Source organism: Flavobacterium frigidum (genome assembly GCF_048286735.1).
Taxonomy (GTDB): Bacteria; Bacteroidota; Bacteroidia; order Flavobacteriales; family Flavobacteriaceae; genus Flavobacterium.
The window spans coordinates 65,706-73,793 of record NZ_JBLVPU010000020.1; the positions used below are offsets into that span (position 1 = coordinate 65,706).

Below are 8,088 nucleotides of genomic sequence, written 5' to 3' on the forward strand. Positions count from 1 at the left end.
TCAATTTGTATCCTAAATTAGTAAGATTGCTTCGTTCCTCGCAATGACTTGAACCTACTTTTTCCCCGCTTCAACAAATTCTAATGCTTCCAGACTTACTTTTGAAGTAAAAACACCATAATTTACAGTTGCTTTGTTTTTTTCGATACTGTCAATTGTTCCTACCGCTTTTCCATCAAACATGCGCACACGGTCACCAATTTTTAAAACTGGCTTAGGTTTTTCAACAACAACTTTTAATTTTTTCTCTTTCTTTTCCTTCCGTATTTCCTCGACTTGCACAGTTACCTCTTGAATAACCTCTTTTTTCTTCTCAATAATTGCCTTTGACTCCTTGATGGTAGCTTTTTTACGTTTAGAATTTTCGATTTCAATAATTCTCATGAATTCGCAAAGCAGTTCTTTTTTATTTTTATTATTGAAATATTTTTCTGAAATGTCTTCAATTTTTTGACCTATGTAAATTGTTTTTTGATTGCTATCGTACAATTCTTGATAACTCTCCAGTTTTTGCTTTATTTTTACATTAATAGTTTCCAGTTTCTTGCCTTCTTCTCGTGCTTTGATCTCTTCCTCTTTTAGTGTTTGTGAGGTTTTTTCCATTTTTGAACGTTCTTTTTGGAGCGTAGCAATAGTTTTATCAAAACGTACTTTTCCGACTTCTATTTTCTTTTTTGCTCTGTTGATTAAGCTGAAAGGGATTCCGTTTTTTAAAGCGACCTCAAAGGTGAAGGAACTTCCCGCTTGTCCCAAAGCCAATTTATACATGGGTTCTAATGTTTTTTCATCAAAAAGCATATTGGCATTGGTAGCAAAAGGCAATTCGTTAGCCAGAATTTTTAGATTAGAATAATGCGTGGTAATGATTCCAAAAGCTTCTCGATGGTAAAATTCTTCTAGGAAAATTTCGGCAAGCGCACCACCTAATTCAGGATCAGAACCTGTACCAAATTCATCAATTAAAAACATAGTTTTACTATTGCACTTTTTCAAGAAATAGTTCATGTTCTTTAATCGGTAACTGTATGTACTTAAATGATTTTCAATAGATTGATTGTCACCAATGTCTGTTAAAATTCGATCAAAAAGAAATGTTTCACTGCGTTCATGAACGGGAATTAACATGCCGGATTGTAACATTAATTGCAGTAAACCAACTGTTTTAAGTGAAATTGTTTTTCCACCTGCGTTAGGACCAGAAATAACTATGATTCTGTTTTCTTGATCCAGCTCAATAGTTTGCGGATGTGTAATTTCGTTTTTTTGTTTGTTGTTCAAATACAAAATAGGATGGTACGCTTCTCTAAAATAAAGTCTGCGTTCCTCAGTTATTGTTGGTAATATCCCATTGATTCTATTAGCATATTTTGCTTTTGCAGCAATTACATCAATATCACTCAAGAAATCCTGATATTGAATTAGTAAATTTAAATAGGGCCGAATTTGATTGGATAATAATTTCAATATTCGATTGATTTCCTCTTTTTCCTCATACTCTAAATTACTTAATTCTCTAGAATATTGCAAAGTGGCTTCGGGTTCGATGTAGGCAATACTTCCCGTTTTAGAGCTACCCATGATAGAACCTTTGACTTTACGACGGTACATGGCTAAAACGGCCAAAACCCTTCTGTTTTGTACAAAACTCTCTCTAATATCATCAAGATACCCTAATGAATTATAATGTGTCAAGGCGGTTCCAAAGCTCTGATTTACCTTACCTCGAATAGCGTTCATGCCTCTTCGAATGTTCAACAAATCAGGAGATGCGTTGTCTTTTATTTCGCCGTATTTATCCACCACATCGTCGACCATGATGATGATGTCCTTAGTAAGTTCTACTTGGTTTGCTCTTAAGTTTAAATTAGGGTAATAATCTTCAAATTTTCTTAAAAAAGTCAACAGGAAATTTACAGTAGAAGAGATTGTAGCTATTTTTCTGAAACTATTTACTTCTAGAAAACTGTCTTCAATGGCTAGGAATTTTATCTCATGCGTAATGGCATCAAAACCGTGATTGGGAATGGCATTGTTATTTTGGAAAGACGAAACATATTCTGAGGTTTGCAATAAGGCGCGCATCAAGGTATCTTTATCTTTGAAAGGAGTTATATCTAAGGCTTTTTCCTTTCCAATGTCTGTATTACAGATGGTTGATATGGTTTCGAGTACAGTTGGAAATTGTAAATCTTGTAATGTTTTTTCAGTTATGGATATCATCTAGGTGTAGAATTCATTTTAAAACAAAAATAGTTAATAACTACGACTATTTAACAGTTCTTCACAAAGTTTTAAAGAATGTTTATTGCCGTTTGTACTATATAAAAATTGATTTGAAACGTATATTTGCACTACAAAACGTGTTTATGCAAATCAATCTCATTACCACTTGGCAAACTATTTTATCGGACGAAATCAAAAAACCTTATTTTCAGGAATTGATGGAATCTGTTGATGAGGAATATAAAAACGATACGTGTTATCCTCCGAAAGAATTGATTTTTAATGCGTTGAACTTTTGTAGTTTCAAAGATGTAAAGGTTGTTATTATTGGTCAAGACCCATATCATGGCAATGGCGAAGCAAATGGTTTGTGTTTCTCTGTGAATGACGGTATTCGAATTCCGCCGTCTTTGCGTAATATTTTCCGGGAGATGAGCGATGATTTAGGTACTGTTTTATTTCCCACCTCTGGAAATCTAGATTTTTGGGCTACACAAGGTGTGTTGTTGTTAAATAATACGCTGACTGTTCGTAAAGACACGGCTAACAGCCACAAACACTTAAAATGGAATGTTTTTACAGATGCTGTGATTCAGAAAATTTCAGAGGAGAAGGAGCATGTTGTGTTTTTGTTGTGGGGAGGTTTTGCTCATAAAAAAGGTCTTAAAATTGACAGAAACAAACATTTGGTTTTAGAATCGGGACATCCATCGCCGTTAAGCGCCAATCAAGGAAAGTGGTTTGGTAATAAGCATTTTAGTAAAACAAATGTGTACTTAGAACAACATAACAAAGGAACTATAGATTGGATTGAAAAAATCTAACAAAAGTAATTTTCCCAATCGTAGGCTACTTTGCGTGACTGATGGCAGTGGAGCTCTTTTAGGAAAGGCTTTTTTGCCTTGAATAAAAAGCGGGAACGAACAGCAGGACCCGAAGCTTTTGCGGAGGGACACGCCCAAATGTGCATTAAAAAAGGTGAATTATAGTCTAATACTATTCGAATTGGAATATTTATTTTTTAATAATTTCCTCTAAAACGGCTTTATCGGAATAATTAATAACTTTTAGAGTTACTTCTTGGTTTTTGATTGTTTTACCCTCAATGATGTATAATTTCCCTTTTTTTAAAACGATATTACTGTTGTCAAAATCTACATCACCAAATTGCAAGGTATTTTTTATATCAGCAGTATCAATCCATTTTTCAGCCAAAATTATAGAAGCTTTATTGGAGTAATAGAAGGGTTTGTTCCTTAAATCATTTAAAACTCTTGCGTTTGGAAAATAGTTGCAACGGGTATCTTTACCACTGAAAACTAAGGCTACAAAAAACAAACCGATAACCAAACCTACCAAATAATAGGCAAAACGATGTATGAATTTCATGAATTAAATTTTTTGCAAAGGTAGCTGAATGTTTTGTTAAAAAACAATTAAATTGATGTCGTTGTTAGGCAAGTCGAACCAATCACCTATGGCGCTATTTGTCAAGATTCCGTGGTACATGTAGACCCCATTTTTTAATCCTTTATCGCAACGAATCGCACTTTCGATGCCACCATCTGCAGCTATTTGCAACAAATAAGGCGTTATGATATTGCTGATGGACAAGGAGGCAGTTTTAGAATAACGAGAGGGAATATTGGGTACACAATAGTGTAAAACATTACTTTTTATAAACGTAGGTTTTTCGTGAGACGTTACTTCTGAAGTTTCAAAACAACCACCAGTATCGATGCTTACATCTACAATTACGGCACCGTTTTTCATGTTTTCGACCATAGTTTCAGTAACAACAACAGGGCAACGGTCTTTTCCTCGCATGGCTCCAATTGCCACATCACATCGTCTCAAGGCTTTTAACAAGGCTTTTGGTTGTATTGTGGAAGTAAAAATTCGTTGGTTCAAATTATTTTGTAATCGGCGTAATTTTGTGATGGAATTATCGAATACCTTGACATTTGCACCTAAACCTATGGCAGTTTTAGCGGCAAATTCGCCTACTGTTCCTGCCCCAATTATAACAACATCAGTAGGAGGCACTCCTGTTATGTTACCAAATAAAAGTCCTTTACCAAATTCATTCGTAATCATTAACTCAGCTGCAATAAGGATGGACGCAGTTCCTGCAATTTCGGATAAAGACTTTACCGCAGGATAAGTTCCACCTTCATCTTTGATGTATTCAAAAGCAAGAGCGGTAATTTTCTTTTTGGTCAACGCTTCAAAATAGGTTTTTTTTCTGGTTTTTAATTGTATGGCAGACAGTACAATGGTTTGCGGGTTCATCAACTCAATTTCGGCTAAAGTCGCTGGCTCAACTTTTAGAATCATCGGGCAAGTGAATACTTTTTTAGTATCACTGGTCACTTCAGCACCTGCATCACAATATTCCTTATCGGTATAACTAGAATTTAGACCAGCTCCAGCTTCAATCATTACCCGATGGCCGTGGTAAGTGAGCGAGTTTACAGCGTCTGGCGTCAGGCAAATACGGCGTTCTTGGTAACTAGTTTCTTTTGGAATACCAATGAAAAGTTCACTTTTTTGTCTTGCAACTTCCAGTTTTTCTTCTTGAGGTAAAAGCTGTTGCTTGGTAAATGGCGTTATAGTAATTGACATTGATGTTGATAAATTAAGGGTACAATTTACGCAAAAAGTTTTAAAAATTTTGCAACTTTAATTTTGTTGAATTATTTTGAAGTTTATCCAGTTTCACTGGATAGTTCGCTCCATTTTGATATCAGCTCTTTCATATATACCTTCTTCCAAGGGAATTTCAACAAAACCAAATTTTTCATATAAATGTATAGCAGATACCAACTTTCTGTTGGAATATAAAATCAGTTTGTCCCATTTTTTTTCTTGGGCAAATGTTATACAATGGTTTAGCATTTTTGTTCCAATTCCTAATCCTTGCACACCATCGGTAACAGCCATTTTACTTAACTCGAAGGTCGAATCGTCCATTTTTATAAGAGAAACCGTACCGATAATAGCTTTATTATGTTTGACATAAAAAATAAATCCCCCTTTGTCAATAATTTGCCCTTGTGGATCCGAAAGCACAATTTCATCTTTGGGTTCTACTTTGAAATATTTGGTAAGCCATTCTAAGTTTAAGATTTTTATAGGAGCGGCTAATTCAGCCGAAAAAGGAATGATTTCAATGATAAGATCTGCGTTCATGATCAAATTTTTATTTCAGTGTTAAAGAACGTGTTCCGTCAGGAAGCAATGAGATTGTAATAACCGAATGAACTTCTGGAATTAAATTGGGAATTTTTTCTGCCCACTCTATAAAACACCAATTTCCAGAATACAAATAATCATCAACTCCCATATCTAAAGCCTCTTCTTCTTTGTTTAATCTGTAAAAATCAAAATGATAGATTAATGTATTGTTATTGGTCTCATATTCGTTGACCAAAGAAAAAGTCGGACTGCTTGTGGCGCCAGTTACGCCTAGTGTTAGGCACAATTGCTTGATTAATGTGGTTTTACCCACGCCCATTTCTCCATGAAAAAGAATTATTTTATTAGGCTTTTCGGCTATGATTTTTTGCGCAACTTCTTCGAGTTGGTCAATAGAAAAAATGGTATTCATGAATTAAGTATTTATTATTCAGTGGTTAATAGGTTATTGCGAGGAACGAAGCAATCGCACTAACAAGACACAAGTTGAGCAACTTAATGTGATTGCTTCGTTCCTCGCAATGAATAGTAAAAATCGAGCTTGACTACTTATTTTGGATTAAAAACTAAAAACGGAATAATCATTTCTTCTAATGATATTCCACCGTGCTGATACGTATTTTTGTAATAACTCACATAATGATTGTAGTTGTTCACGTAGGCTAAAAACAAATCATTTTTTGCAAAAATATAAGAACTACTCATATTAATGGTAGGCAAGCCAATATTTTTTGGTTCTTTTACAGCATAGACATCTTTGTGTTCGTAGGTTAAACTGCGACCTGTTTTGTACCGTAAATTTAAGCTTGTATTTTTATCACCCACAACTTTCGATGGATTTTTTACATTGATGGTTCCGTGATCAGTAGTCAAAATCAATTTGAACCCCATTTTTTGGGCCTGTTGTATAATTTCTAATAAAGGTGAATTCTTGAACCAACTCAACGTTAGTGAGCGATAGGCCTTGTCATCAGAAGCTAATTCTTTCACTACATCCATTTCAGTTTTAGCGTGAGAGAGCATATCAACAAAGTTATACACAATAGTTACTAAGTCGTTATCTTTTAAAGCTTTGAAGCTTTCGGCTAATTTTTTACCACCAGCAAGACTTGTTATTTTAAAATAGTCCTCCTTAAGATCTAATCCCAACCGTTTTAATTGAGCGGTCAAAAACTCTGCTTCAAAAAGGTTTTTACCCCCTTCTTCGGGATCGTTTTTCCAATACTGAGGGAACTGTTTTTCCATTTCCAAGGGCGTTAAACCCGAGAAGATAGCGTTTCGCGCATATTGTGTCGCCGTAGGAAGAATAGAATAGTAGGGCACTTCTTTCTCTAATTTATAGTAATTTCCTACTACACTTTCAAAAGTTTTCCATTGGTCATAGCGAAGATTATCAATTACAACAAATAAAATGGGCTTGTCCTTTTTCTTGAGTTCTGGAAGCACTAATTCTTTGAATAACGTGTGCGATTGAACTGGTTTATCCGCTTTTGGAGCAAACCAATCCTCATAATTGCGCTCGATGAATTTTCCAAATTGGGAATTGGCTTCTGTTTTTTGAGATTCTAGAATTTCAACCATACCTTGGTCGTCAATATTCTCTAATTCCAATTCCCAAAAAATCAGTTTTTTATACAATTCTATCCAGTCTTCATAGGAATTTACCATTGCCATTTCCATGGTGATTTTTCTAAATTCCTTTTGATAATCCAGCGTTGTTTTTTGAGAAATCAATCGGGAATGATCCAAGTTTTTTTTCAAACTCAATAAAATTTGATTCGGATTCACAGGTTTGATTAAATAATCTGCGATTTTAGAACCTATGGCTTCCTCCATAATATATTCTTCCTCACTTTTGGTGATCATAATCATAGGAACCGTAGATTTTTTTTCCTTCATATCTGAAAGTGTTTCCAAACCACTCATTCCGGGCATGTTTTCATCTAAAAAAACAATATCAAAATTATTTTCTTCAAATATTGTGATGGCATCAAGTCCATTATTACAAGTGGTTACCTCGTAATTTTTCTTTTCTAGAAATAATATATGTGGTTTCAAAAGGTCGATTTCATCATCTACCCAAAGTATTTTTATTTTATTCATAAGGCGGATTTACAAGTGTTCAGTAGAACAAGATTAAAGTGCCAAATTACATTTTTTTGCAACTGTATTCTGCTAATATTTTGATAATTTTTGACAAAATACAGGACACTAACACTGAACTCAAGTTCTATTTTATTATTTTTTTTATAATTCTAAGACTGTTTTAAATCGTAGTTCATTTGAAAAATTGAATTTTTAAAATCAAATAAAACGGTGGTATTTTTTTTGAAAATACTTAGAAATATACTGTAAAAGGATCGTTTTAATATGACTTCACTGAAATAAGTAGTTTGCACGAGAGTTTGTAATTTATAGTATTAGCTTTATTTTTTAATAAATTTGACTGTTTAGCAAGTATGCTGACCCCCAAAATTCGGACAATATATCCCGACTAATTTAGATAGGAATAAAAACCTTAAATTAGCACTAATATGTCAAGAACAAGACGAACCTTCGGAAAAGACTTCAAAGCCAAAGTTGTTTTGGAAGCCTTAAAAGAGAAAGATACCATCGAGGTATTAGCAAAAAAATACGAGTTGCTGCCCAACCAAATTTCAATGTGGA

Annotated in this window: 7 protein-coding genes; 1 reads left to right on the forward strand and 6 read right to left on the reverse strand. The window is 34.1% G+C overall.

The window, feature by feature from the left end:
• Window positions 1-54: 54 nt before the first annotated feature.
• The gene (locus tag ACNQGO_RS12270) at window positions 55-2,220 is read right to left on the reverse strand and encodes an endonuclease MutS2 (RefSeq protein ID WP_417985421.1); all 2,166 of its coding nucleotides are present in this window, start codon (window positions 2,218-2,220) and stop codon (window positions 55-57) included.
• Window positions 2,221-2,366: 146 nt separating this feature from the next.
• On the opposite strand from ACNQGO_RS12270, the gene ung reads away from it, so the two are divergent.
• Window positions 2,367-3,047, forward strand: coding sequence for a uracil-DNA glycosylase (gene ung / locus ACNQGO_RS12275; RefSeq protein ID WP_417977793.1), 681 nt, complete (start codon window positions 2,367-2,369; stop codon window positions 3,045-3,047).
• Between the two features lie 190 nt (window positions 3,048-3,237).
• On the opposite strand, the gene ACNQGO_RS12280 is transcribed toward ung, so the two are convergent.
• From ACNQGO_RS12280 to porX, 5 genes are all read right to left on the reverse strand, one after another.
• Complete coding sequence (locus ACNQGO_RS12280; RefSeq protein ID WP_417977795.1) at window positions 3,238-3,612, reverse strand: DUF4258 domain-containing protein; 375 nt, start codon at window positions 3,610-3,612, stop codon at window positions 3,238-3,240.
• 36 nt (window positions 3,613-3,648) lie between these two features.
• Window positions 3,649-4,848, reverse strand: a complete 1,200-nt coding sequence (locus ACNQGO_RS12285) for an alanine dehydrogenase (protein ID WP_417977797.1) — start codon at window positions 4,846-4,848, stop codon at window positions 3,649-3,651.
• Window positions 4,849-4,941: 93 nt separating this feature from the next.
• Window positions 4,942-5,415, reverse strand: coding sequence for a GNAT family N-acetyltransferase (locus ACNQGO_RS12290; protein WP_417977799.1), 474 nt, complete (start codon window positions 5,413-5,415; stop codon window positions 4,942-4,944).
• Window positions 5,416-5,425: 10 nt separating this feature from the next.
• Complete coding sequence (gene tsaE, locus ACNQGO_RS12295) at window positions 5,426-5,833, reverse strand: tRNA (adenosine(37)-N6)-threonylcarbamoyltransferase complex ATPase subunit type 1 TsaE (RefSeq protein WP_417985422.1); 408 nt, start codon at window positions 5,831-5,833, stop codon at window positions 5,426-5,428.
• Window positions 5,834-5,970: 137 nt separating this feature from the next.
• Window positions 5,971-7,524: a T9SS response regulator signal transducer PorX gene (gene porX / locus ACNQGO_RS12300; RefSeq protein ID WP_417977803.1), complete on the reverse strand. Its 1,554-nt coding sequence runs from the start codon at window positions 7,522-7,524 to the stop codon at window positions 5,971-5,973.
• Window positions 7,525-8,088: the final 564 nt, after the last annotated feature.